Origin of the sequence: Aliidiomarina sp. B3213 (assembly GCF_003290085.1) — a bacterium.
In the GTDB taxonomy this organism is placed as follows: Bacteria; Pseudomonadota; Gammaproteobacteria; order Enterobacterales; family Alteromonadaceae; genus Aliidiomarina.
In genome coordinates, this window is sequence record NZ_QMKJ01000003.1 from 23,074 (window position 1) to 48,113 (window position 25,040).

At 45.8% G+C, this 25,040-nt stretch carries 22 protein-coding genes; 7 read left to right on the forward strand and 15 right to left on the reverse strand.

Features of this window, described 5'->3' with window-relative positions; translation table 11 throughout:
- Positions 1 to 50: 50 nt before the first annotated feature.
- The 3 genes from rsgA to DQX04_RS09655 are packed head-to-tail and all read left to right on the forward strand — an operon-like array spanning position 51 to position 2,684.
- Entirely contained in the window at positions 51 to 1,064 is a 1,014-nt protein-coding gene (gene rsgA / locus DQX04_RS09645; protein ID WP_111915989.1) for a small ribosomal subunit biogenesis GTPase RsgA, read from the forward strand.
- 9 nt (positions 1,065 to 1,073) lie between these two features.
- Positions 1,074 to 1,949, forward strand: coding sequence for an archaetidylserine decarboxylase (gene asd, locus DQX04_RS09650; RefSeq protein ID WP_111915723.1), 876 nt, complete (start codon positions 1,074 to 1,076; stop codon positions 1,947 to 1,949).
- The gene (locus DQX04_RS09655; protein WP_111915724.1) at positions 1,950 to 2,684 is read left to right on the forward strand and encodes a glycerophosphodiester phosphodiesterase; all 735 of its coding nucleotides are present in this window, start codon (positions 1,950 to 1,952) and stop codon (positions 2,682 to 2,684) included.
- A 6-nt stretch (positions 2,685 to 2,690) separates the two neighbouring features.
- Here the strand turns inward: DQX04_RS09655 and DQX04_RS09660 are convergent, their stop codons facing one another.
- From DQX04_RS09660 to nudC, 4 genes are all read right to left on the reverse strand, one after another.
- On the reverse strand, positions 2,691 to 5,837 hold the full coding sequence (locus DQX04_RS09660) for an efflux RND transporter permease subunit (protein WP_111915725.1): 3,147 nt from the start codon (positions 5,835 to 5,837) through the stop codon (positions 2,691 to 2,693).
- Between the two features lie 3 nt (positions 5,838 to 5,840).
- A complete protein-coding gene (locus DQX04_RS09665; protein ID WP_111915726.1) occupies positions 5,841 to 6,896 on the reverse strand; it encodes an efflux RND transporter periplasmic adaptor subunit in 1,056 nt (351 codons plus the stop codon).
- Positions 6,897 to 7,002: 106 nt separating this feature from the next.
- On the reverse strand, positions 7,003 to 8,073 hold the full coding sequence (hemE, locus tag DQX04_RS09670; protein ID WP_111915727.1) for a uroporphyrinogen decarboxylase: 1,071 nt from the start codon (positions 8,071 to 8,073) through the stop codon (positions 7,003 to 7,005).
- A 58-nt stretch (positions 8,074 to 8,131) separates the two neighbouring features.
- The gene (gene nudC / locus DQX04_RS09675; RefSeq protein WP_111915728.1) at positions 8,132 to 8,953 is read right to left on the reverse strand and encodes an NAD(+) diphosphatase; all 822 of its coding nucleotides are present in this window, start codon (positions 8,951 to 8,953) and stop codon (positions 8,132 to 8,134) included.
- A 95-nt stretch (positions 8,954 to 9,048) separates the two neighbouring features.
- On the opposite strand from nudC, the gene rsd reads away from it, so the two are divergent.
- Positions 9,049 to 9,534, forward strand: coding sequence for a sigma D regulator (gene rsd / locus DQX04_RS09680; RefSeq protein WP_111915729.1), 486 nt, complete (start codon positions 9,049 to 9,051; stop codon positions 9,532 to 9,534).
- A 69-nt stretch (positions 9,535 to 9,603) separates the two neighbouring features.
- Here rsd and fkpA read toward each other — a convergent pair whose 3' ends face one another.
- The gene (fkpA, locus tag DQX04_RS09685) at positions 9,604 to 10,362 is read right to left on the reverse strand and encodes an FKBP-type peptidyl-prolyl cis-trans isomerase (RefSeq protein ID WP_111915730.1); all 759 of its coding nucleotides are present in this window, start codon (positions 10,360 to 10,362) and stop codon (positions 9,604 to 9,606) included.
- A 113-nt stretch (positions 10,363 to 10,475) separates the two neighbouring features.
- Between fkpA and DQX04_RS09690 the strand changes: the two genes are divergently transcribed.
- The 3 genes from DQX04_RS09690 to DQX04_RS09700 are packed head-to-tail and all read left to right on the forward strand — an operon-like array spanning position 10,476 to position 12,627.
- Positions 10,476 to 11,477 carry a WD40 repeat domain-containing protein gene (locus tag DQX04_RS09690; RefSeq protein WP_111915731.1) on the forward strand — a complete coding sequence of 334 codons (1,002 nt, stop codon included), beginning with the start codon at positions 10,476 to 10,478 and terminating at the stop codon, positions 11,475 to 11,477.
- A 1-nt stretch (position 11,478) separates the two neighbouring features.
- Positions 11,479 to 11,715, forward strand: coding sequence for a SlyX family protein (locus tag DQX04_RS09695; RefSeq protein ID WP_111915732.1), 237 nt, complete (start codon positions 11,479 to 11,481; stop codon positions 11,713 to 11,715).
- 30 nt (positions 11,716 to 11,745) lie between these two features.
- Positions 11,746 to 12,627: a phosphoribulokinase gene (locus tag DQX04_RS09700; protein ID WP_111915733.1), complete on the forward strand. Its 882-nt coding sequence runs from the start codon at positions 11,746 to 11,748 to the stop codon at positions 12,625 to 12,627.
- Here the strand turns inward: DQX04_RS09700 and DQX04_RS12500 are convergent.
- From DQX04_RS12500 to rpe, 10 genes are all read right to left on the reverse strand, one after another.
- Entirely contained in the window at positions 12,614 to 13,018 is a 405-nt protein-coding gene (locus DQX04_RS12500) for an OsmC family protein (RefSeq protein ID WP_132327488.1), read from the reverse strand. The two genes, DQX04_RS09700 and DQX04_RS12500, sit on opposite strands and share 14 nt — an antisense overlap.
- A 9-nt stretch (positions 13,019 to 13,027) precedes the next feature.
- Positions 13,028 to 13,372 (reverse strand): DUF3802 family protein, encoded by a 345-nt coding sequence (locus DQX04_RS12505; RefSeq protein WP_132327487.1) that lies wholly within the window; start codon positions 13,370 to 13,372, stop codon positions 13,028 to 13,030.
- A 27-nt stretch (positions 13,373 to 13,399) separates the two neighbouring features.
- A complete protein-coding gene (gene astD, locus DQX04_RS09710) occupies positions 13,400 to 14,869 on the reverse strand; it encodes a succinylglutamate-semialdehyde dehydrogenase (protein WP_111915990.1) in 1,470 nt (489 codons plus the stop codon).
- Positions 14,870 to 14,897: 28 nt separating this feature from the next.
- Positions 14,898 to 15,917, reverse strand: a complete 1,020-nt coding sequence (astA, locus tag DQX04_RS09715; protein ID WP_111915734.1) for an arginine N-succinyltransferase — start codon at positions 15,915 to 15,917, stop codon at positions 14,898 to 14,900.
- A gap of 4 nt (positions 15,918 to 15,921) precedes the next feature.
- Entirely contained in the window at positions 15,922 to 17,133 is a 1,212-nt protein-coding gene (locus tag DQX04_RS09720) for an aspartate aminotransferase family protein (RefSeq protein ID WP_111915991.1), read from the reverse strand.
- 173 nt (positions 17,134 to 17,306) lie between these two features.
- Positions 17,307 to 18,491, reverse strand: coding sequence for an HDOD domain-containing protein (locus DQX04_RS09725; protein WP_111915735.1), 1,185 nt, complete (start codon positions 18,489 to 18,491; stop codon positions 17,307 to 17,309).
- Between the two features lie 46 nt (positions 18,492 to 18,537).
- On the reverse strand, positions 18,538 to 19,176 hold the full coding sequence (locus tag DQX04_RS09730) for an aminodeoxychorismate/anthranilate synthase component II (protein WP_111915736.1): 639 nt from the start codon (positions 19,174 to 19,176) through the stop codon (positions 18,538 to 18,540).
- A 113-nt stretch (positions 19,177 to 19,289) separates the two neighbouring features.
- Positions 19,290 to 22,916: a S8 family serine peptidase gene (locus DQX04_RS09735; protein WP_111915737.1), complete on the reverse strand. Its 3,627-nt coding sequence runs from the start codon at positions 22,914 to 22,916 to the stop codon at positions 19,290 to 19,292.
- A gap of 291 nt (positions 22,917 to 23,207) precedes the next feature.
- Positions 23,208 to 24,212 (reverse strand): tryptophan--tRNA ligase, encoded by a 1,005-nt coding sequence (gene trpS, locus DQX04_RS09740; protein ID WP_111915738.1) that lies wholly within the window; start codon positions 24,210 to 24,212, stop codon positions 23,208 to 23,210.
- 23 nt (positions 24,213 to 24,235) lie between these two features.
- A complete protein-coding gene (gene rpe, locus DQX04_RS09745; RefSeq protein WP_111915739.1) occupies positions 24,236 to 24,916 on the reverse strand; it encodes a ribulose-phosphate 3-epimerase in 681 nt (226 codons plus the stop codon).
- Positions 24,917 to 25,040: the final 124 nt, after the last annotated feature.

Below are 25,040 nucleotides of genomic sequence, written 5' to 3' on the forward strand. Positions count from 1 at the left end.
GTATGATAGTCAGCGTAAAATTGCTTGCATCATTCCTTGTGGGAGAAAGCGTGGGTAAAAAAAAGAAACTCACAAAAGGGCAACTGCGCCGAGTTAAAGCGAACCAAGCAAAACGACTCGACAAAGAAAGTGCCGAACTCGAAATTAACTCGGACGCGTTAGGGCCTCGAGAGTCCGGTCGTGTAATGAGCCGCTATGGTCAGCACGCCGACGTCATTGACAATGAAGGCAATGTATTGCGCTGTAATTTACGTCGTAATATAGAATCTCTGGTCACTGGTGACAACGTAGTTTGGCGGCGTTTTACTGAGTCCGAGCAAGGAATGCAGGGCGTTATTGAAGCAGTCGAGGAACGCCATTCTGAATTACTTAGACCGGATATCTACGATGGTCTTAAACCTGTAGCGGCTAATGTAGACCGCATCTTTATAGTGTCTTCCCCTCAACCTGCTTTCTCCGATCAAATTATTGATCGCTACTTAGTAGCTTGTGACGAGGCCGGTATTCAAGCTGTTATTGTTTTTAATAAAAGCGACCTGATTACCGACGAGGATCGAGAGCATATCGATAACCGACTCGCCGTATATCGCAACATTGGCTACCCGGTCTATGTAGTAAGTGCCAAAGAAAAGACTGGTATGGAGAAACTTCGACAAGCATTTTCAGATCATATTTCTGTGTTTGTAGGTCAGTCCGGTGTGGGTAAATCAAGTTTGATGAACGCCCTCTTACCGGAGGTGGACCTACAAGTGGGAGCAATATCGGAGAACTCAGGTTTAGGCCAGCATACCACCACTGTGGCGCGTTGGCATGACCTTGAAGGTGGTGGAGCACTTATCGACTCTCCAGGTATCCGAGAGTTTGGCTTGTGGCATTTGCCCATAGACCAAATTGCCCAAGGGTTTGTCGACTTTCACCCCTACTTGGGCACATGTAAATTCCGTGATTGTAAACACGGAACCGACCCAGGCTGCTCGCTACGAGAGGCGGTAGCAAACGGAGAATTGGACGAAGGTAGACTCGCAAACTACCATCGAATAGTAGAATCAATTAGTAATATGTGAGGGCATTCAGTGTCTGCAATCGATAAAACAAAAATTACGCTTCAATACATACTTCCTAAACACTTAGTAACTCGCGTTGTGGGTCGTTTAGCCAGTGCTCGTGCAGGATGGTTGACCCGAATACTGATTAAAGCCTTTATTCGGAATTTTAGCGTGAATATGAGCGAGGCCGCTGAGCCTAATCCGAAAAAATATAAAACCTTCAACGAGTTCTTCACACGCCCACTGAAAGAAGGCGCTCGGCCCATTCAGGCAGAACAGGGGCAACTTATTCACCCGGTCGATGGAACAGTGAGTCAAGCAGGTGATATAGAGGAAGGTAAGCTCATTCAAGCCAAAGGACATAAATATTCTGTTCACGATCTTATGGGCGGAGACCATGAACTCAATAGCTACTTTGAAAAAGGCGACTTTGCCACGATTTACTTAGCACCCAGAGATTACCACCGTATTCACATGCCCTGTGCGGCGACGCTTAAAGAAATGATTTATGTGCCGGGTAGCCTGTTTTCTGTTAATCCTTTAACTGCTCGCCATGTACCGAACTTATTTGCGCGCAACGAACGTGTTATAGCCGTATTTGAAAGCGAGCAAGGACCATTTGCAATGATCCTTGTAGGAGCAACTATCGTTGGCAGTATCGAGACGACTTGGGCGGGTACGGTAACACCTCCGACTGGACCTAAAGTGCAAAGGTGGAGCTATCCAACCCAAGGGAATACCGCCATTCGCTTCGAGCAAGGTGATGAAATGGGTCGTTTTAAATTGGGTTCAACCGTAATTATGCTATTTGGTGACGACCAAGTAGACTTTTTAGACGACCTGCAGCCTGGCAAAACAACACGTATGGGTGAAGTTATGGCCGAATGGGAAAACGCTTCTTAAATGCTGGTTATTGCCCACCGAGGAGCAAGTGCTCTTGCTCCTGAAAACACTATCGCAGCATTTAACAAAGCGATAGAAGCCAAAGCCGACGCTATTGAATTTGACGTTGTTCAGGTTGGTCAGGAAATCTATGTATTCCACGACCGATATTTAGAGCGCTTGACCGCACAACCAGGGCGATTTGTCGATCTCACAAAAGAACAAATCAATAAGCTCTCTATTTTTGGTCAACATCCGATTCCTACACTCGCTGAAACTCTCCAATGTATAGGCAATCATTGTGGCGTAAATATAGAGATTAAGGGCACGGTCGACACTTCGTTACTCGTCGACAATATTCAGCATGCTATTCAAAACTTTAATATTGACCCCGCTCAACTGATTGTATCGTCTTTTAACCACCATTGGTTGAACTCCGTTAAAGCAAAAGCACCACAGATCAAAATTGGTGCGCTGACTTCAAATTGTCTCGTCGACTACGCCAAATGCGCTGCGGACTTAGGCGCTTATTCTTTCCATGTAGACGTGAATTTTATTTGCGACGAGTTGGTTAAAGATGCGCATGCACGAGGACTTAAGGTTTTCGTTTACACCGTAGATGAGCCACACGATATGCATTGGTTAGCAGAATTGGGGGTAGATGGCATATTTACCAACCACCCACTTTTTGCACGTAATGTACTAGAGAACCGCCCCACCTCGGGGAATGAGGTATTCGGGCGGTTTCAGCCTTAACATGCGCTAAGAAGATTTCTCTATATCTTCCACTTCCAATAAAGCCTCATCCTCCGCCCGGCGGTCCGGATATGTTTCCTCGAGTTCGTTCAACTCTCGCTCTAGCATTTTCGGAGACGTTGTGTTCTTCGCGAGCCCCATATAGAGAGCTGGCACCAAGAATATCGTTAAGAATGCAGACACAGCCACACCAGAGAAGATAACTACACCGATAACCATACGGGACTCGGCACCCGGCCCGCTGGCTAACACTAGCGGTAATGCACTCATTAACGTGGTAAATGCAGTCATAACAATAGGGCGAAGTCGCAAACGAGAAGCCCTTGCCAACGCATCCTCAAATTTCATGCCTGCGTCACGTAATTGGTTGGCAAACTCTACGATCAAAATACCGTTTTTAGCCGCAAGACCAATAAGCATTACAATGCCAATTTGGCTATAGATATTGATGGTCATGTCAGTGACGTAGAGACCAAAAGTCGCACCAAATATGGCAAGCGGAACCGTAAGAATAATGACGAATGGGTGCACAAAACTTTCAAACTGCGCAGCAAGCACCAAGAACGTAATTGCGAGGGCTAAAGCAAAAACAAAGATGATTGCGTTCCCACCTTCTTGATACAACATCGACTGGCCTTTGTAATCATAAGTTACGTCGTCTGGTAACTCGGTTTCTACAATGTTCTCCAAAAACGCTAGCGCCTCACCGAGCGAATAGCCATCAGCCAAGTTTGCAGTAATAGTTATAGAGCGCATACGGTTATAGCGGTTCAATTGTGACGCGGTAGCACCTTCTTCCACGTTAACTAGGTTGGCCATTGGAATAAGTTCACCTGTGCGTTGTGAACGCACATAGATATTGTCGATAGCTGTAGGTGAACGGTAATCTTCTCGCTCACCTTCAAGAATGACATTATATTCTTCACCATTGTCTTGATAGCGCGTGACACGACGAGAACCCAACATACTCTCTAAAGTTCGGCCAATATCACCCACTGAAACGCCCAAATCTGCAGCTCTTTGCTGGTCTATACGAATGAGTAACTGAGGTACTGTTTCACGGTAGTCACTGTCGAGTTGAACCAAGCCCGGATTTTCATTTGCACGTTCCATTACGATGTCACGATAACGAGAAAGGCTCTCAAAACTATTACCTTGCAAAACGAACTCTACTGGGCGGCTACCACCGCCTCCACGAATACCACTACGCATGTTCGCGTACGACACTACGTCTGGAATATCTTCCAACTTTGCTCGTATCTCATTGATAAGTTCGAATGAGCTCCAATCGCGCTCATCAAAAGGCACTGTGCCAATAATGGCGATACCTGCACTATTACCCCAACCTGGCGTACGCACAATTAAGCGGTCAATCTTATTCTCGTCGATATACGGCAACAGGATTTCTTCAATCTTGTTCATATTGCGAAGATTCGATTCATAGCTCGCACCTTCCGCCGCGCGCATAATCACGAAGAAGTTGCCACGGTCTTCCGGCGGAACGAATTCTTGCCCTAACTTGTTTAATAACAAATAAGAAGCGCCAGCCGCTAATACAACCACCGCAAAAGCAATCACTGGCATGGTTATCGTTTTTCTGACTGACCGCTCATAAGCGGCTTCAATTCGTTTAAAACCTTTGTCTAAGGCTTCACCAAATTTTGAGTTACGTTCTTTCTTTTTAAGAATCTTCGAGCACAGCATAGGAGAAAGCGTAAGCGCTGTAACACTCGAAAATGCAACTGCGGCAGCAAGGGCTATAGCAAACTCGGTAAAGAGCAATCCTATATTCCCTTCCATGAAAATGAGTGGCACAAACACACTAATCAACACTAACGTTGTGGCCACAACGGCAAAACCGACTTCTCGAGCACCTCGGTAGGCCGCCAACAAAGGTGGATCGCCATGCTCTACACGACGATAAATATTTTCTAAAACTACAATGGAGTCGTCGACCACCAAGCCAATTGCAAGAACCAAGGCAAGAAGGGTTAACAAATTTATAGAGAAGCCCAAGGCCTCCAACACGATGTATGAAGACATCAGCGCAACCGGAACAGTTAACGCAGGGATTAGCGTTACACGTACATTTCCGAGGAACAGATAAATAACCAAAATAACCATCGCCATAGCGATGAATAGGGTTTGATATACCTCACTAATCGAGTCACGAATAAACACACTGGAGTCGTAACTCGGCACTAAAACCATACTCGCAGGTAACGTAGCGCGCATACGTTCCACTTCGCGGTTAACATTGTCCACTACATCCAGCGTGTTCGCATTTGACTGACGAATAATACCGATACCAATCATATTGATACCGTTACCTCTAAACTCGGTTCGGTCGTCTTCAGCTTCCAATGAAACTCGTGCAATTTCCGCAAGACGAACGAGATAACCGTCATCACCAGAAACAATGGTCAAGTTAGCAAAGTCTAACGGTGACAAATAGGTTCTAGCCACACGTACTGTAAACTCACGATCTCTCGACTCGATGTCACCGGCAGGAAGCTCTACGTTTTCAGCACGCAAACGGCTCTCGATATCGGTTACGGTAATGTTCCGCGCAGCCATAGCATTTCTATCTAGCCATATTTTCATGGCGTAACGGCGCTCACCACCTAAATTAACTCGCGCAACACCGTCAGCAACTGCTAAACGATCCACGATATACCGGTTCGCATAATCCGTAAGCTGCAAGGTAGTCATGTTCTCGCTTCGCAAGTTGTACCAAATCACCGTCTCCTCGTCGGAGTTGGCTTTGGTTACTTCTGGCGGTTCAACTTGGTCGGGAAGGTTATTCAGTACGCGTTGCACGCGCTCGCGAACATCATTCGCTGCGGAGTCTATGTCTCTGCGCTGATCAAACTCAATACTAATACGCGAGCGACCGTCGCGGCTCGAAGAGTTAATCGTTTTAATGCCGTCGATACCACTAATACGTTCTTCAATGATCTGGGTAATCTGGCTTTCTATTATTTCTGCGTTTGCACCAGGGTAATTGGTCGAGATAGAAACAACTGGAGGATCGATATTTGGGTATTCGCGCAATGGCAAGCTTGTGAAAGCAACCACCCCAAATATAATCAAAAGAATATTAATAACCGTCGCAAAAACGGGACGCTTTACGGAGACATCAGATAACAACATAACTTAGCGCTCCGTTGGGTTGACTGGTAAACCGTCACGAACGCGTACCGTACCCTCAACTACAATGATGTCGTCGGTAGTTACACCACTTAACACTTCAACCCAACCTGGCTGCCTACGGCCCACTTCAACCTCGGTCATGACAACACGGTTCTCGCTATCTAACGCGTATACGTAATGACTCGCTCTTACGGGAACAACTGCACTTTCCGGTACCATAAGCACTTGCTCAACATTTCGCTCTAGCTCAACTTGTAAAAGCATGCCCGGGCGTAATTCACGGCTTTCATTGTCTATCGCCGCGCGCACTTGAATCGAGCGGGTTACAGGGTCTACACGAGACGCCAAGCTAACTATTTCACCTTCAAATATGCGTTGTTCATAAGCGGCAGATTTCGCGCCTACGCGTTGGCCGGGCAATAAGCTCGGCAAATACACTTCAGGCACGCTGAAGTCGACATAAATAGGGTCTAGAGCATCTAAAGTAGTAATCACATCGCCGGGGCGAACTAAAGAACCGATACTTACTTCACGCAAACCCACACGTCCGGCAAACGGAGCATAAATGGTCATCTCCGCTAATCGGCTTCTGGCTACTTCTAACTCTGCAGAAGTTTGTTCAACTAAAACCTCTTGCTCGTCCAGCATGCTGCGCGACGCAGCATTCCCGCGCGCAAGCTCTCGCAATCTATTCAACTGGCGGGTTTGTTCGGTTAAACGAAACTCAAGCTCCTGCACACGGGCACGCTCTTCACGATCGTTCAGGGCGATAAGCATGTCACCCTTATTTACTTCTTGACCGTCTTGAAAGTAAATTTCACGAACTGTTTGGGTAACACGAGCCATAAGGTTGACTGACTCACTAGCTTTAGCTGTACCCAAGCCATTAATGACATCGCGAAATTCGAGCATTTGTGGCGAGTCCACAACCACGTTTGGCTTAGGCATCTCATGTTGCCCGGTTTCAGAGTCTTTGCCACCCAAGTACAACCAAACAATTACTGCAATGAGTAGAACAGCAAATATGGAAAGAGGCGTAAATAATGCTTTTTTGGCCATGCGTACTCGGGCTCCGTCTTACAATGAAAATCAGCTAAGACATTCTACGTAAAATGCGGCACGCAAGGTGCCGCTTTAACGCGTATTCAGACGAGCCTGTCGCAAATCATTCGCTATGATAGGCGGGACTAAACTCGTGTACAGCTTTAATAAAGGCCTCGGCGTGTTCAGGTTTAACCCCTGGGTGAATACCATGCCCAAGGTTAAATACATGACCCGAACCACTGCCATAACTATCTAAAATAATCTGTACTTCTTGGCGTATACGTTCAGGTGACGCATACAGAATACTCGGGTCCATATTACCTTGAAGCGCGACTTTATCACCGACCATTGCGCGCGCTGTCGACAAGTCTGTTGTCCAGTCTACGCCTAACGCATCGCAACCCGTAGCCGCCATTTGGTCGAGCCACTGTCCGCCGTTTTTAGTAAACAATGTAACAGGAACTTTGCGACCATCAGCTTCACGAGTTAACCCGTCTACGATTTGTTGCATATACAGCAATGAGAACTCGCGATAGTCTCTTGGTGACAGAACCCCACCCCAGGTATCGAATATCATCACTGACTGCGCACCATTCGCTATTTGCGCATTCAAATAAGCTGTTACCGACTTAGCGAGCTTATCCAGCAACATGTGCATCACTTCAGGTTCTTCAAAAGCTAGCTTTTTCACTTCTGAAAAGTTTTTAGTACTGCCACCTTCAACCATATATGTCGCAAGTGTCCACGGGCTGCCAGAAAAACCTATGAGAGGAACTTCACCCTTGAGCTCTCTGCGAATAGTTTTCACCGCATTCATCACATAGCCTAGATCATCTTCTGGATCTGGAATACCTAATGCAGCGACACTCGCAAAGTCACGCACTGGACGTTCGAAACGTGGGCCTTCGCCCGTTTCAAAATAAAGTCCTAAGCCCATCGCGTCAGGAATAGTAAGAATATCAGAGAATAAAATGGCCGCGTCTAACGGAAAACGACGTAACGGCTGCAGCGTAACTTCGCAAGCAAGCTCTGCATTTTTACAAAGCGACATAAAGTCACCCGCTTGCTTTCTGAGTTCACGATACTCTGGTAAGTATCTACCTGCTTGACGCATCATCCAAATAGGAGTTCTGTCTACAGGTTGTTGCGCAAGTGCTCGCAAGTAACGATCGTTTTTTAAAGGTGCGTTCATTTCACTCTCAATTTCTAAGTTTAATCTGGGCGAATTTTAGCAAGCAACGACGCAAGTGTCAGTCACTTCTGGCATGAATTCTTGACTGTATCTCTCGAATCAAGCGACCTGCGATCGTTCGCTCAGGAGGGGTCATAGGGAGGTCGTCAATATCAAACCATCCCCCTTCTTCCAGTTCCTCCGGTTCTAGAGTTAATTCTCCTCCAGAATACTCAGCAATAAATCCAGTCATGAGCGAATGAGGAAAAGGCCACGGTTGGCTAGAAATATACTCTACATTTTTAACTGTAATACCTGACTCTTCAAAAACTTCCCGATGCAACGTATCTTCTAAAGTCTCTCCACTTTCGACAAAACCCGCTAATACTGAAAATAATCCTTCGGGATGTCTTACTCCTCTTGCAAGCAATATATCTCGTCCACGATATATACCTACAATGATAACTGGTGAAATTCGCGGGTAAGAAGTAAGACCGCAGTATCCGCAGACAACAGCAAGTTCATCTCGGTCCTGCGAAACTTCTTGGCCGCACTGCCCACAGAATTTGTGAGTTTTTAAAAAGCCTGCGATTTGACAGCCTCGCGCCGCAAGATTGAACCAACCTTCTGTCGATGCGAGCAAACATTCTCGCAGAGGTTTAAGGGCCCAAGTCTCGAGCATCGGTGTGTTTTCTTCCCGGACAAAAAGAAAAACATCAATCCCTTCGTATTCGCCGATTCTCGCTGTGTACCTCTCATTCGCTTCAGGAACCTGCTCTGCAGGAAGCAATGGAGGCGAAAATTGGCCTTCTCTATCGAGAGTATCGATAACTTGATTGCCCTCAACCATAATCCAAAAGACTGGTGTTTGCGGCTGAGGAAGTACATCGGGTTGTATCATAATTCATCTCTCTTATCCGACCACCGAGAAAAGGTTGATCTGAAGTGCAACTCGAAAGTAGAGTGTAACTAGGCATTTAATAACAAGGAGATGCCATGTTACGTCGAAACGAAGAAGCAAAACAACGTTGGGGTGGTCAAGACCAATCTATAGACCGTTGGTTAGAAGAGCGCCAGCTTCTACTTATCCAATATTGTAAACTAGCTGGCTTACCACCATATGCAGAGCATAAAGGGCAGCTACCGTCGCTTCAAGATATCCACGACTTCTGTGAGACTTTAGTGGATTACGTTTCCGCTGGTCACTTTGAGCTTTACGACCATATTTTAGAGCAAGCTGACGCCAAAGACCCACATACACAGCAGGTAGCAGAACAAGTTTATCCTTTGCTCGCTATAACTACAGAAGCAGCTCTTAAGTTTAATGACGCTTACGGTGACACAGACGACGACAAGAACTTAAAGCAATTCGACGTGGACTTGAGCGCTGTAGGCGAAGCGGTTGAAGCTCGTTTGGAACTTGAAGATAAGTTACTGCAACTCCTTAGCCATAAAGATCTTATTGAAGAAAACGCTTCCTAATTTAGGACGCTCAAAAGAACATAAAAAAACGCGCAAACAGAATTTGCGCGTTTTTTATGACTAAACTTCTTATTCTTCTGTAGCTGGCTCTGCCTCTACAACTTCTAATAACTCAACTTCAAATACGAGCGTTGAATTTGCAGGAATTGGGCTGCCTGGGCGAGCATCGGATCCATAAGCAAGATCTGAAGGAATAACAAAACGGTACTTCGCGCCTTCAGACATCAACTGAACGCCTTCTGACCAACCTGGAATTACACGGTTAAGTGGGAACTCCAATGGCTCACCACGGCTGTAAGAGCTATCGAACTCGGTACCGTCAATAAGTGTACCTGCATAGTGCACACGCACTACGTCTTCAGGACCAGGCTGCGCGCCTGAACCTTCAGTAATTACTTCGTATTGAAGACCACTTTCAGTAACTGTTACGCCTTCGCGCTGCGCATTTTCAGCCGCAAATTCTTGCCCTGCAACTAAATTCGACTCACTTTCCTGAGCGGCTTGTTCTTCTGCACGCTGCGTGCTGATTTCCACTAACGCCTGAATTTGTTCGTCAACTTCTTCGTCGGTAAGTTGCTGGTTGTCGTTCATGGCATCTTCAATTGCCATCATCATCACTTCGGTATTAAGCTCGATACCTGCGTCCGTCAAATAAGACATATTCGACTTCATTTCGCGACCAATTACCGTACCTAAAGCATAAGCTTGACGGTCTGCATCTGTCTCAAGTGCTACTTGGGTAGACGTTTCTTCTTCTGAAGGTGCTCCACAACCAACAATTGCTAGTGCAACCGCAGATGCTAGTACAGCTTTTGCCATAGTTCTCATTCAATACTCCAATATTGCATAGCGGTTTAGGGATATTTTATGCCTCTAAACCTAAATTGATTTAATGTTTTCAGCAGACCACTATAATAAACATAAATTCACTACGAAAACTAATGAGATTCATGCTTCTTAGCCCAAAATCGACACTTGTTATCTTACTTTGCTGCATTTTTACCATAAGCTGCGCAGAGCAAGCTGATTTATTGTCGCAAACCCAGAGAACACAAGGCCGAGTTCAAACCGCAGCGATTTCTTATGACGGTCGGTACAGTCTGATTGCCAGTACCGAACAAGGTCTGCGCATGTTCGACAACGAGCAAGACGAACTAGTTCACAACTGGCAGCAAGAAGACGAAGGAATAAGCCAAATTATTGCTGTTTCCTTTTCCCAAGATAGTGAAATTGCTATTGCAGCTAGTCGAATGACGCTTGCGCTCTGGGATACACAAACAGGTAATGTTATCGGAGCTTGGCGTAACGACGAGAGTATTATTCACGATATCGCTATTTCTAACCAAGGAGAGCACATCGTTTTTGGGCGCAACGACAATGTCGTTATTCTCTTCGAACCCAACACAGGTCGACGCCTAGAGTTTTTTGGTCATACCGATCGGGTAAATCAAGTTTCGATTTCCCCTAACGGCCAGTATGTATTGTCCGGAGGAAACGACCACAAGGCATTATTGTGGTCTACAAACACAGGACAGGTTATTCACGAAATACCAACCGATGGAAGAGTTTTAAGAATAGCGCTAGATATGGAAGGTCGGTTCGGATTAGTTTCTACAGCTACTGAAACTCGAATTATTCATTTAGTGTCCGGAGAAATTATTAGCACGCTCCAAACAAATGTACGGCAAAAAGTATTTAGTACCGCTCGATTTAGTTATGATGGCAGCTTATTGATTACTGGAACAGCCTCCAGACAAGTAGAGATTTGGTCGGTCGAAAGTGGTGAACGTCTAGCGATGTGGCGTGTTGATGGTGGCTCCGACGAGCAACCACCACGGGCTGCGGTACTCGCTGCTTATCTTATTGATCGAAACCGAGCGCGAGTAGAAACCAGTGCAGGCTTTGGTGAAGTTTGGCACTTCGAATTGCAAGAGACTCCTTAATATGGCACAAACAAAAGAGCAGAATCATTTAGAGCAGCGTATTGACGGTTTGGAGAGTCAGTTGGCTTTTCAAGAAGATACGATTGAAGCTTTAAATAAACAGGTCGAAAAACAAGCGAAAGAAATCGACCTATTACGAAGACATTTAGAGCTGGTTGCCACCAAGGTTGCACCTATCGTAGAGCGCTCGGGTATAGAACCGTTTGATGCCAACAACGAGCGACCACCTCACTATTAATTACAGTATTCAATTAAAGGGCCGCAGAATATGTCAGAAAAACATCCAATCATAGCTGTTACTGGCTCTTCAGGCTCAGGCACAACCACTACAGGGCAAGCCGTTCGTCACATTTTTCGACACCTGCATGCGCAAGCTGCGTTTATCGAAGGCGACAGCTTCCACCGCTACTCAAGGCCCGAAATGGATGTCGCCATTCGCAAAGCGCAAGAGCAGGGCAAACACATAAGCTACTTTGGCCCTGAAGCCAACGACTTCCATGCGTTAGAGAACCTTTTTCAAACCTATAGTGAAAATGGTAACGGGGAACACCGCCGGTATTTGCACAGCTTTGATGAAGCCGTGCCCTACAACCTGATGCCCGGAACATTCACGCCGTGGGAGCCTTTGCCCTCTGACACAGATGTATTATTTTATGAAGGTTTGCATGGCGGCGTTCAAGGTGAAAGCTATGACGTGAGTCAACACGTTGATTTACTCATCGGCATGGTGCCTATTGTTAACTTAGAATGGATTCAAAAGCTCTTACGAGACACGTCTGAGCGCGGGCACTCCCGAGAAGCGGTAACTCAAAGTATTGTGCGCAGTATGGAAGACTATATTCACCATATTGTACCGCAGTTTAGCCGCACTCATATCAACTTCCAGCGCGTTCCTACGGTAGACACATCGAACCCTTTCAGCGCGAAAGACATTCCTACTATGGACGAAAGCTTCGTGGTGATTCGTTTCCGCGGTGTGCAAGGTGTCGACTTCCCATATTATCTTCAAATGATCGACGGTTCGTTTATGTCTAGAATGAATACGCTAGTTGTTCCGGGAGGAAAGATGGGACTAGCGATGGAGCTTATACTCACACCGCTCATCGAACAGCTATTAGAGAGACGAAAAAAAGCGCTTAAGCCGGCTTAACTTCAAAGCTGTGTGTCACCTCTACGCTGTGACCCAGCATAATAGACACAGAGCAATACTTGTCTGCTGAGAGTTTGACGGCTCGCTCAACGTGAGAGTCAGCAACATCGTGACCCGACACAACAAAATGCATATGGATTTTTGTGAACACTGCCGGCGTTGTAGAGGCTCTTTCAGAATCTAGCTCTACCTCACAGCTTACTACGTTTTGGCGTGCCTTTTTCAAGATAGAAACAACGTCAACAGAAGAACAACTTGCCGCAGACATTAAGACCATTTCCATAGGGCTTGGTGCGGTTTGTCCACCGTCCCCATCCATAACTACTGAATGGCCACTACCGCTAGTTCCTACAAAACGTAAATCAGAGAGCCATGCTACTTTTGCTTTCACTGAACTTCCTTAAAGCTTCATCAACTCGGTGTCTATTAGGTTTTTTACCAAGCCCACGAATTCATGAATAAACTGTTGTTGTTCCTTGTTAGGATGCCTATCGAGCACCGAGGCCAGAACCTCTTCAAGGTCGTAAAGAATAGCGTCTGCCTCACGAACAATATCTAAACGCGTTGTAGCGTCTAGGTCATGCTGCTGGCACACACGCATAATTTGATTGGACAGTTGAGTTTCAAAAAGCTCCCGCACAGATACGGGAGCTACTGAGTCACTCTCAGGAGGCTTAGCAAAGACATGCAGATGCTCGCTCAAGTACTGAACGAGTTCGATATAACCATCGGTTTCTACAATCATTGACGCCTCATTTCTTCAAGTTAAGCGTTAAAACTTTAACCCAGGACTTAAGTTTTCTGGTAAATCCAATTTATCAGACTCTACCGATGCAACAGGATAAGCACAATAGTCAGCAGCATAATAAGCACTTGGACGATGGTTTCCGCTGTCACCAATACCGCCAAACGGAGCTGCACTGCTTGCACCCGTAATCGGTTTATTCCAGTTCACAATACCCGCACGAATTCTTGGGTAAAAATAATCCCAGTCTTCTCGATTAGTCGCCAACAAACCAGCAGACAAGCCAAAGCGTGTGTTGTTTGCAGACGCAATTGCTTGGTCAATGTCGCTATAACGAACCACTTTCAACAATGGTCCGAAATGCTCTTCGTCTGGCATATCAGTTACTGCAGATACGTCTAGAATTCCCGGCGTTACAAATCCTTTGTCGGCAGAAAGTTGCTCTAACTTGAGTAACTCTTTCGCACCAAGACCCACTAATTCCTGTTGTGCCGCAACCATTCCAGCCGCAGCTTTTGCAGAAATCATCGCGCCCATAAATGGTTGTGGGTCAGCGGCGTAGTCACCCACTTGAATATTTTTAGTGACTTCCACTAATCTTTGCAAGATTTCATCGCCCTGAGAAGTTTGTGGAATATACAAACGACGTGCGCAGGTACAACGCTGTCCGCTAGTTACAAAAGCAGACTGCACTATCGCATGAACTGTAGCGTCAACATCATCAACTTCTTGCACGATAAGTGGGTTGTTACCCCCCATCTCCAAAGCAAGAATTTTATCTGGGCGTCCACCAAGCTGTTCGTGAAGCAACTTACCAGTGTTCGAAGAACCGGTAAAAAATAGACCGTCCATTTCTGGATGAGAAACAATAGCTTTACCTGTTTCCACTAAACCTTGAACTAGGTTAATCACGCCTTTAGGCAGTCCTGCTTTGTGCCACAACTTAATGGTTTCTTCCGCTACCTTCGGCGTTAACTCACTAGGTTTAAATACAACCGTGTTTCCTGCTAACAATGCCGGAACGATGTGGCCATTAGGTAAGTGCCCTGGGAAGTTATAAGGTCCGAAAACTGCGACTACACCGTGAGGTTTATGACGAATAAAAGCCTTCGCTCCAGGCATTTCATTTTCAACAACTCCGGTGCGCTCGTCGTATGCACGTGCAGAAATCTCAATTTTGCCCACCATAGCCGCAACTTCGGTCAGCGTTTCCCATTGAGGTTTTCCAGTCTCTTCAGCGATAACTTTAGCTAATGATTCTTTATTTTCCTTCAGTTGTTCTGCAAACGCACGAGCAATACTTAAACGATGCTCTAGTGAAGTTTGCGACCACGAAATAAAAGCTTCTCGGGCTGCTTTCATGGCCATGTCTACTTGTTCAGGAACCGCGGTTTTACCTTCCCAAACCGGCTCATTTCTGGCGGGATCAATCGACTGAAAAGAGTCGCCTTGCCCTTCTACCCACTCACCATTAATCCATAGACCAGAACTTTGTATATTTGTCTGACTCATAATTTACAACTCCTTAAAAAGGTGCCAGCCGCACGGTATCTCCGACTGAAACATTCAATGCATCTGCAGTAGCTTGGTCAATTAGTACAGTTCCTTCAGAGGTTACCGCTCTAGTTTGCAATGCTCTAAAAGATTCTAGCTCACGATTACACATCAGCACGGTTTCAGACTCATCGTCTGCGAACTGACCAATTTCCACTCGAGCTACAACGCTGTTCTTAACCGTTCGTAGTTGGCTAACTTCGGCTTCAACAGTAGGACCAGCGTCAAAAATATCTACATAGCCTTTAAACCTAAAACCTTCTGACTTCAGAAGCTTTAAAGCAGGTAAGGTGTTTTCGTGCACCTCGCCCACAACTTCCTGAGCCGCTTTATCCAATAAGCTAATATAAACAGGGTGGCGCGGCATCAACTCAAATATAAATGCTTTGTCACCAATACCCGTGAGGTAATCGGCATAAGAAAAGTCCATACCGAAGAAGTGTTTTTGCAGCCAATTCCAAAATGGCGAGTTACCATCTTCGTCAGACACGCCTCGCATTTCTGCTATGACGTGGCTAGAGAATCGTGACTTAAACTCTGCCATAAATAACAATCTAAATTTCGACAAAGCTCGCCCATTGCGATTCACGCGAAACGGTTCGCGTAAAAACAACGTGCATAGTTCACTTACACCCGTGTAATCGTTATTTAATGTAAGAGTTTCAAGCGTTTTATGAACGCCATGACGACTTGAGTGATGTGTCTCTTTACCTATTCGGTAATGCCAAAAAGCGTCACTCAAACCTACCGCAGCTTCTATACCACTTACGCCCATAATTTGCTGTGACTCTGTGTCTTCCATGACAAAAAGGTAGCCTTCCTCTCCTGGACGGTCCACAACTTGCTTGTGGAACGCATCTTCGGCGCCAGCAATTCTTTTTCGCAACAGCGACTCGTCAACAGGTAACGAAGTAAATCCGTAGCCAGACTCTACAGCACATTGATAAAGCGCCTCGTAGTCAGAGGCGCGTATAGGTCTAATGACAATCATAGATTTACTTTTGGGCAGCAACTACGCGCTCAACCGCGCGCTCAAAGCGAGCCATTCCCTCTTGAATGTCTTGCTCGGTAATCACTAGTGAAGGTGTAAAACGTACCACGTCCATACCCGCAACAAGTACCATGAGTCCTTCTTCACCGCTCGCGACTAAAAAGTCTCTTGCCTTGCCTTTAAACTGGTCGTTTAGTGCAGCACCAAGAAGTAAACCTTGGCCGCGAACTTCAGCAAAAACGTTGTGCTTCTCGTTGATACGCGAAAGCTCTTTTCTAAACATAGCTTCACGCGCTTTCACACCTGAAAGAACTTCTTCGGTGTTTACAACGTCCATTACTGCTTCAGCTACCGCGCAACCTAATGGGTTACCACCGTATGTAGAACCGTGCGTACCCACTTTAAGATGCTCAGCAATGTCTGCTCGCGTCAACATGGCACCAATTGGGAAGCCGCCGCCTAACGCTTTTGCAGACGTCAGAATATCTGGCACTACACCTGTTTGCTCGTATGCATACAATGTTCCTGTACGCCCAAAACCAGTCTGAACTTCGTCAAAAATAAGTAGCGCATTGTGCTCATCACAAAGTTCACGCACACCCGCTAAGAACTCTTTGTCACCTGGAACTACGCCGCCCTCACCCTGCATTGGCTCAACCATTACTGCACAAGTGCGATCTGACATAACTTCCTTCAACGATGACAGATCGTTAAAAGTAACGTGTTGTACGCCACCCGGTTTTGGTCCAAAGCCGTCTGAGTATGCGGCTTGACCACCAACGGTAACGGTGAAGAAGGTGCGACCGTGGAAGCCCTTATGGAAAGCAATAATTTGGTCTTTCCCTTCGTCGAACTTATCCATCGCCCAGCGACGCGCAAGTTTCAAAGCTGCTTCATTAGCTTCAGCGCCTGAGTTTGCGAAATAAACACGCTCAGCAAAAGTTGCTTGAGTTAACTTCTTAGCTAATCGAAGCGCAGGTTCGTTAGTCATCACGTTACTTAAGTGCCACAGTTTTTGCGACTGCTCCTGAAGCGCTTCAACCATATTAGGGTGACAATGCCCTAAACAACTCACTGCGATGCCGCCCGCAAAGTCGACATACTCTTTACCTTCTTGGTCCCAAACACGAGAACCTTTTCCTTTCACCGGAATAATTGAAGAAGGGTTATAGTTAGGTACCATAACGTCGTTAAAAAGGGCACGACCTACTTGCATTGGTTGCGACATAAGAATACTCCTGCGCTAAAATTCAGTTCGACATGGGTCAAAATTAAAGACGTATTATGGCAGATTCGAGCATAAAAATCTCGCTGCCAAGCCATTGATATAAAAGGGAATAAAAGAAAATCTAGATTTGCATAAAAGCCGCATAATTATGCGGCTCCGGGTTATTCTGCAGCAGTACCACGGCTTAGGCGCAAACGTCGTAAGTTCACGGTTCTCAATACTTCCAGCTCATGCCGACCTAATTGCGCGTCTTTACACATAACGCGGCCGTCTTCAGCAGAGACTAAATTAGCGGCATGCATCATTCTGAACTCAGAATACGCATTAGCCTGATATAGAATCCGTGCTAATCCAGTGAGTTCTTTCACTCCTGAAGACGCAGCAAAGCTTTCCAACGGATTAGTTAGCGGTAGGTATTTTAAATCGAGCGCAGCCATGAACTGAGCACTAGCCTTGGCTTCAAACTGCAGCATAATATTGCGAAGGAAAAGCTCTGATGGTTCTAACTCAATCAGAGCGTTATAACGCTCTGAACGTACTTCTTCCCGCAACTCTCTAAGCATATCCCGTTGCACATCGTCGAAACACATACCATATAAGCGGGCTAATATAGCTTTACCGATGTCATGGAACATACCTAACGCATAAGCATGAACAGGGTCTACGGTGCCGTCTAGCTCGGCCAATACTTGCGCTGTAATAGCCGTACCAAGAGAGTGTTCCCATAGCTTTCTACGCAACAAGTTGAAGGGTTCCATGTTCTTTGGAATCCAATGCTGCATAATAAACGCGGGAATAAGTATTCTTAAATCTTCAGACCCAACAAAGCTCATAGCATTACGCATACTCGTCACTTTCACACGCTTGGGGTCTTTCGGGTCGGCAAAAGGGGGCATATTCACAACACGGAGCAAACCGTCTTGTAACCAATCGAGGTCAACGGTGTAATTTTCCAATTTCCGCAAAGACGCCGCTTTAGCATTTAAAGCGTCTAATAATTGCACCGAATTGTCTTTTACATAAAGTACACGAGAAAGAATGTATTCTGGGTTATCTAAGGTCTCTTGAAGGTGTTCAAAAACTCGCTCATGAAGTTCAGCGGACATTTGTTCACGCTGGTACCTACGAGAAGCCTCTATACGGTCACGCTCTTCTTGACGGCGCTGTTCTACTTCCAGCAACTCACGCTGACGAATTAGCTCTTCTTCTTTCAGAACCGTATACGTTGAATCTAATTTTTTCGAAAAACTTAAGCTGATCAAAAAACTAGTGAACAACCTCTCAATTAGAGCGGGTTGCCCTTCTTTAGGGGATTCCGAAACTACTTTAAACTTTTGATAGTTCACCTAGTCTTACCTTCAGCACTTATAAATACAGTATTGCCCACGAATATTAACCCACTAATTCAGGTAACACTTCTCGCGGCAGTTGCGTAATCGGCAGATTCGCAAGCTTACAAAAATTCTCTAATAACGAATGCCCGCCGTGGCTAAGCACAGACTCTGGATGAAACTGTACTCCCCAAATCGGCAAGTCTTTATGCTCAACAGCCATAATGACTTGGCGTTGCTCTTGCCCATTTCCCTCTGTTACCCATGCTGTTGGCGTGAGTACCGTCGGCAAACTTTTCGTGTCTATCACTAATGAGTGATAACGCACCACTTCAAGCGGGTTCTTAACACCTGCAAATAACCCACTTCCATTGTGCTCAACAGTAGAGCGCTTACCATGCATTACCCGCTCGGCTCGTGTCACTTTGCCTCCAAATACCTGGCCTATCGCTTGATGGCCAAGGCAAACACCTAATATGGGTACTTTATCGGCAAAGTACTCGATGGCTTGAAGTGAAACTCCTGATTCGTCGGGCGTACATGGACCGGGCGAAATAACTAACGCGTCTATCGATAACTTTTGTAACTCTTGAATGGAAATTGCGTCGTTTCTCACGACCTTCACGGCTTGACCCAATTCAGCAAAGTAACGTGCAAGGTTGTGAGTAAAAGAGTCGTAATTATCGATGATTAATATCACGCCTTGTAACTCTAATTTTATTATTTTGTGGGGGAAACTATAACATTAGTTAACAAAAGCAAAAAGCCCGAATTACTTCGGGCTTTGTTTAAGGGTCTTCAGTGCTGTTTGACTTACTTGCGATACAGTCTTCTGTATCCAAATAAACCTACAAAGCACATAAACAACCAACCAAGGCTACCTTCGTACCACTTATCGGCGTCACGCGGTGCAACAGTAACTACAACCTCATACTCCGAGCTTGTATTTTGCATTCCGTCACGTAAGCGATAAGTAATCACTTGCTCACCTTTGAAGGTAACGTCTGGCGTAAAGGTAATTACACCATTAGACACTGTAGCCTCGCCGCCTTCTACGTTGCCCGTAAGTACAACAGACAAACCGCTTTGTGGCTCGATCAACAGTGGGGCACGCGCATTATAGGTAGCTCCATCAACCTCAGCAGAAGCAGAAACCAACGAACGAGCGGTAACTACGTCAACACCGTTTAGTACATCTACAGTCACCGCTGTGTTCCACTCGGTTGCGGCCGTGAAGTCTCTACCGTGATCCAATACTAGGTCGTAATCAACAGTTACCGTTGAGTCTTCAACTAACAAGTTACCTAATAACGCATCGCCAGTAGTAACAGCAGTGCCTTCACCGTCGTAATAATGGCTAAGACCAGATGTTCCTGAAACGTCTTCCATACCAATAGTTACAAACTCAGGCATAGCAGGCACTTCAATGTAGTTAAAAATAATGTCCTGCTGTTCTTCACCTAATGGCAACCAGACTGAAACAGTGTAGCTAGGGTCTGACGCCGCCACAGTTTCTGTCCACAACTTAGCTTCCGACCACTCAACTACCGCATAATCTGTGCCATCCAAAGTCACAAGCGTGAAGTAAATTTCACCACCAAGATCTTCACCTAACACCAAGTCTGTCCAGAAAGGAGCAATCAGGTTGTTCGGCGCGGCATCATTCGGCATGTCTTCGTTTAGGAAGGTTTGCGTCGTTGCAGACTGATCACCCGCAGCCACTAAGCCATTCGTGAAAATGGTAATACTCTCGTAGTTTGTGCCGTTGTAAGTAAAGCCATCATATGAACCTAAGCCAGTCACATGAATTGCAGCTTCATCACACTGACTCTCAGCACAACCAACACTTTGCGGTTCCAAATCTGCGATAGTGCCATAAGGAGATTCAGCAAGCGTTAGCTCAGAGTTACCGACTACGCTCTCGAACGAGCCTGTCCAAGTCAACACACCGTCAGCTACGTCATAATTTCCTGAAGCGTAGAACTCATCAACACGAATGTTGCTCGCGTCAAAGTCTTCTGGAAGGTTTACGCTTAAGCTAACTTCTTCGCCTTTCACAGGGCTACTAAAGTTTGTTTGAACCGTAACGACTTCTCCCCACGAAGGTTCACCCGTTGTAACTGAGGTGCTTAATACAGAAGCGTCATCTGCACGCTCAGAAGAGAACACAATTGGGAACGTCTGAAGTGAAGCGTTCGTGCCTTGTGAAATTTCCAACGCACCAAAGTTATAGCCATCGTCAGCGAAACGGCTGTCGATTGTCATGGTGAATGTTGCCGACTCTCCCGCAGGAATTGTTAGTTCTAATTCCTCAGCGGCTTCAGCTTCTCCAACTACAAATGATGCAGTTACATAAGAGTTACTGAACTGTTGAGTGTCCACGTAAACAACGATTTCTTCGTCAGACAAGTTGCTTACCGTTCGGTCGAACGAACAGCTGCTTTGGCATTCAACATCAACCAAAGACGGCGCGTCTATGACAAAGTTTGCGTTCTCAGCACCTGCGACATTCAATAAGCCTGCACCTTGACCAAAGGGCGTTGCGAAGAAACCATCTGAGTCACGAACAGAGTTATTCGTAGCAGTACCCATTAGCAACGACTTCACTTCAAAAGCGTCAAGCTCTGGGCGTAATTGGCGAAGAACCGCCGCTGCACCTGCAACGTGTGGAGACGCCATACTGGTACCACTCTTCAAACCAAAATCGCCAGTTAAGTCAGGTGAGTCTGCACTTAAAATGCTTACACCTGGAGCTGTGATTTCTGGTTTTAGAATCGTGTTGTTACCGTTTTGACCACGAGAGCTGAAGCCGGCTAGGTCGTTTACAGCACTCTCATCAATAACGCGCTCAACTGCGCCAATGGTAATTTCATCGCCTTCAACATAGGCATCGCGTAAGGCCACGCCATCGTCTTGCGTAAGAGACACAGAAACGAGAGTCGCACCCGGCATAGACATCGAAATTGTGCCTTCAGTGTTGTTCGAAACAATCATTCCGACAGCACCTGCGGCTTCTGCATTGTTTGCCTTTTGTGTGAATGAACAATCTCCACGAACAACTAATACGATATTGCCCGTTAAACTGTCTTCAGGATAAGCATTACAACCTAAAGTGTTACCTTCACTCGCATCTTCAGCAAAAACTAAAGTTGCAGTGACGTCTTCACTAAGTAGGAAGTCTCCATTTCCAGGAATTGCACTCCAGCTCTCTTCACCGTAGTAAACGTTGTTTTCAAACGTACGGCCTGTGCTTGACGCTGCAACAGTAATACCAGCTTCAACACAGCCAGGGCAGCCAATAGTTTGCTCGCCAGGACCATCGTTACCTGCCGCCGTTACAACAACGACGCCAGCAGCTTCAGCATTAGTGAAAATATCGTCGTAAACACTACCTGTGCCATCAAAACCAGGACCACCGCCCCAAGAATTGTTGATTACGTCTGCACCATCTTCTACAGCGTGCTCTAGCGCCTCTACAAGCATTACGTCTGAACCACTACCTTGACCGGTAGGTGTTCTAAACAATGCTTTGTACACCATTAAATATGCACCAGGAGCTACACCTGAAAGTTCAATTTCGCTGCCACGATATGGAGCATCTATGCGTTCACCCGCAGCTGTACCTGCAACGTGAGTACCGTGCCCGCCGTAGTCTAATGGACTCATATATTCATTATCGTTCACAGTGAACGTTGGGTTTGAATAACGCGCAGCAATAATTTTCGTAGTACAGAAGCTTGCGTCAGTCGTTGCGCAGTAGTCATCCGTAGGTACATCTGTCGCTGGGGTAAGATTTGTACCCGCGAACATCGGATTTTCAGGTCTAATACCACCGTCTACGATAGCAATGCGAACACCTTCACCAGCGTTGTCCTGTCCGCCAGCACTTGCCCAACTATCAGCTACGTTGATCAAGTCTAACGAGCTGTCCATTTGCTCGTAACGCATTTCATTACGGTAAACGCGCTCAACCTGTGGCATGTTTGCAACGTCCTGCATTGAAGTGCCCTTAGGTACTTCAATAGCAACTGCGTTTACCACAGTAGCGAACTGACGATACATTTCAGCTCGAGGAATACGGCGTTGCAGGTCCGAAACAAACGCGCGCTGTTGTGAATGCAAAAAGCTTTCATGCTCGCGGGCTTGAATAGAGTTAAGGTTTAACTGCGGTGCCACTGTACGGCCATTTTCCATTGTTCCAACTTGCGTGTATGCGCCTGCATATGCAGCAAGAGGCTCATCTTTAAGCTGAACAATATAAAATTCGGTTTCTTGCACTCGAAGAGGGTTTCTCGCCTCGGCTTTTTGCTGGGCTAGCTCTCCTTGCGCTCGCTCTACGCGCTCTACTTGCAAGCCATCGTTCGCCACTGCACCGTATGCTACGCATAGTGCTAGTGACACAGACGTTGCAAGTAAACGCGGTTTACTTGGAATAGACATAGTTTTGTTCCCTGTTTTACTTCACGATTGTTGTACGAGTTTATGTTTACTCGTTCATCTGCGCCTTCCATTGCTGGGCTCAAACAGCAACTCACCGCAGTAATCTTCGAGATTATCGCAAAGCCTACACCGATCCAATGTGCTTATACATAACTCAATTACATAACCTATACACTTTTGGCTATAAGGGTATAACATAAGATATAAAAAAAGCGCGATTAGTACGTTTTTTGTACTATCTTGCGCTTTCTCTTGTAATACTTGTTTACAAATTAAGAATGTAAAGTCCGCTTAAGGTTTGGTCACAAAACCCACAGCATCGTAAACAGCTCTCAAAGTGCTTTGTGCTTTCGCCTGTGCCTTCTCTGCACCTGTTTTCATAACCTTGTCCAAAACCGCACGATCCTCACGCAAGGCTTTGTATTTCTCTTGAATCGGCTCAAGCAATGCAACAACAGCGTCAGCTACATCGCCTTTCAAGTGACCATACATCTTGCCTTCGTATTCTGGCACAAGTTGATCAATGCTTTTTCCAGTGGCTCCAGAAAGAATCGTCAACAAATTCGAAACTCCTGCTTTTTCTTCAGGGTCGAAGTAAATACGCGCCTGCTCGTCTGAGTCAGTTACAGCACGTTTAATTTTCTTCGCTATTTTCTTCGGCTCTTCGAGTAACCCAATGAAGTTGTTTGCGTTTTCATCAGACTTCGACATTTTCTTGGTTGGATCTTGCAAGCTCATAATACGAGCGCCATGTTCTGGAATGAACGGCTCTGGCACTACAAGAACATCGCCATAAATGTTGTTAAAGCGAGTCGCCACGTCACGCGCTAACTCTAGGTGTTGCTTTTGGTCATTTCCTACAGGAACTTCATTAGCCCCATAAATCAGAATATCTGCAGCCATAAGCACAGGATAAGTAAACAAGCCCGCATTCATATTCGACTCTTGCTTCTGCGATTTGTCCTTGTACTGCGTCATGCGATTAAGCTCGCCCATTTGCGTGTAGCAATTCAAAACCCATGCAAGTTGAGAATGCTCTGGGACATGAGATTGTAAAAACAGTGTGCTCTTTTCAGGATCCAAGCCGCAAGCAAGATAAAGCGCAAGACCGTCTAGCGTAGCTTCTCTAAGCGCTTTAGGATCTTGTCTTACAGTAATTGCGTGTAAGTCTACCAGCATAAAATAGCTGTCACGGTCGTCCTGCATAGTCACCCATTGGCGCAATGCACCCATATAGTTTCCAAGGGTGAGTTGACCCGAAGGCTGGCATCCACTTAATACAATGGGTTGGCTCATGTGTCTTACTTCCTATTTTACATTCAGCGACTTTGCGTCGCGATTTCTATTTCTTTGCGCATTTGCGCGATAACTGCACGATAATCTGGGGCATTAAATATGGCACTGCCCGCTACAAACATGTCTGCGCCAGCTTTAGCAATGTCACCAATATTATCAACTTTTACTCCACCGTCGACTTCTAATCGAATATCGCGGCCACTCTCATTAATTCGTTGCTTCACCTGGGCAATTTTCTGCAGTGTCGTAGGTATAAATTTCTGCCCACCGAACCCAGGGTTTACAGACATCAACAAAATCATGTCGACCTTGTCCATAATGTAATCTAAGTAATGAAGAGGTGTTGCAGGATTGAGTACCACGCCAGCTTTACAACCATTATCATGTATCAACTGTAGTGTGCGATCTACGTGAACAGAAGCTTCTGGATGAAAGGTAATCATAGACGCACCAGCTTTAGCAAAATCGGGGATAATTCTATCAACCGGTTCAACCATTAAATGCACGTCAATTGGCGCAGTAATGCCATAATTACGCAATGCATCGCAAACCATAGGACCAATTGTAAGATTAGGAACAAAGTGGTTGTCCATAACGTCAAAATGAACAACATCAGCGCCAGCTGCAATAACCGACTCTACTTCTTCGCCGAGTCGAGCGAAGTCTGCCGACAATATAGACGGGGCGATTAGAAATTCCGACATGATTAGCCTCACAGTTATCCTACGAAGCGACGTATTCTATCAGTACCATGAATTTCAATCACCTGATAAACAAAATTACTAGTGATTATTTAAATTAAATGTTAAATTGGTCGTTCACTTTTTA